At 56.4% G+C, this 1771-nt stretch carries 1 protein-coding gene; it reads right to left on the reverse strand.

From position 1 onward, the window contains the following. Window positions 1-920: 920 nt before the first annotated feature. Complete coding sequence (locus tag AC6I6H_RS22410; protein ID WP_497956825.1) at window positions 921-1574, reverse strand: transcriptional regulator; 654 nt, start codon at window positions 1572-1574, stop codon at window positions 921-923. Window positions 1575-1771 lie beyond the last annotated feature (197 nt).

Raw genomic sequence — 1771 nt, forward strand, 5'->3', positions numbered from 1 at the left:
GCACGCGGGCAGGGCCGGCGCGAGGCGGCGCGGCGGCACGCGGGCGGGGCCGGCGCGAGGTGGCGCTGCGGCACGCGAGCGGGGCCGGCGCGAGGCGGCGCGCAGCGGTGCAGCGGCGCGCGGGGTGACGATGCGGCACCCGGCAAATATGAGTTCTCCGGGAGCGCCAAACTCTAACGGTTGTGACAGGGCTTATTTGGCCCAAAACGGCCTGTTTGAAAATGTAACGGTTGCCACAGAGCTTATTTGCCGTTTTTTTCGATAAATCCTCGATTTTCGCGTAAATAAGCTCGCTCACAACCGTTAGAATTCCAAAAGTCGCTTTTTCCGCCAAATAGCCTCTGTGGCAACCGTTAGAGCCACCACCGACCTTCGCCCCTTCGCCTCGTCAGTTCCGCACACCAACCTATTCGACATCTGCGCATTTACTTTCACCACACTCTAATACCTGATTCCTTTCCCTCACTATAGTCTCCCCTCTAGTCTCACAGCACCGGCTGCATGCATGGCCTACGCTCCACTATTCTTCAGAATGCGCCTCTCCGTCATCTTTTTAGCCCGTCGCTTTCCCTGCTCACCATCAAGACGCTCCCTCCGCAGTCCACCACTCCGATATGCCGCCTTCTCTGCTTTCCCCTTCCTCAACTATCTGCTCCCTCCGCACTCCCACCGCTCAAATATCTGCTCCCTCCGCACCCCCATCCCTCAAATCTCCGCTCCCTCCGCACCCCCATCCCTCAAATCTCCGCTCCCTCCGCACCCCCATCCCTCAAATCCCTCCGCACCCCCATCACTCACAAACCCTTTCCCCCTCTCCACGCCGCCTTTTCAGAACTCTCGCCCCCTCACCGATCCCTTTTTTTCCACTAACTCCTTGATTACTTTAAACTCCCCCTCTCCCCCCCACTTCCGGACTAGCATCAGTCACTCTTTGCCAACCGATAGGTCCGATAACGCTGCTTCCCGCTCGCCACCTCCAGCAGTCCCTTTTCCACCAACCCTCGCAAAACCACTCGAGTACGGTTATCCGAAAGCATCAGATGCTCAGACAGGTCAAGCGATGCAAAAGGACGTCGCAGCCGAAACGCATAACGCAGCGCCTCCGCTTCCGCCCAATTGACTCCCGAAGGAACCGCACCGGACAGAAACTTCCCGACGAAGGAGAGGACTAACTGCTTGCATACCCCCGGGTCGTCCCGAATAGACAAGTATGCGATGGGGAGGAAAAGCCAGTCGTCCAGCACCAAAAGCGATTGCTTCATGCACAAATCCTTGAACCGGCTGACCTCAATATCTCTGGCATGGCTTCGGTAATCCTGAATTTCGATGCAGCCCTTGGCAGGGCCAGGCAGGAACGCAAGGTCGAGATAACGGTATCCGTTATTGAAATCCCTCACCTCGTATTCGGGGTACAAAAAATCCAGACTCCCCACAGCCGGAAACCAAATCAACCGCAAAAAATCCATCGTCCCGCGGCTCAGCCCCTTTTGCAGAAGCTCCCGCCTTCGGGGGCTTTTTTCATCGGTAATCTGTCGGGCCATCCAATCCTCAAACACTTCATCAAACCTGCTCATCCCCTTACCCTCCCGTCGAAAAATAAAAAACCGCTCCGATACGAATGTTCGCAGGAACAAGTCGTATCAAAGCGGCGCGTGCTTCACACCGGTTACTCGTAACAAAAATGTATCACAACAAGTGTCAGCCATCAAGCGAGAGTAAAAGCACACGGGCGCTTTTCCGGGCGCTTTTCCGGGCGCTTTTCCGGGCGCTT

Source organism: Gorillibacterium sp. sgz306347, assembly GCF_059735245.1.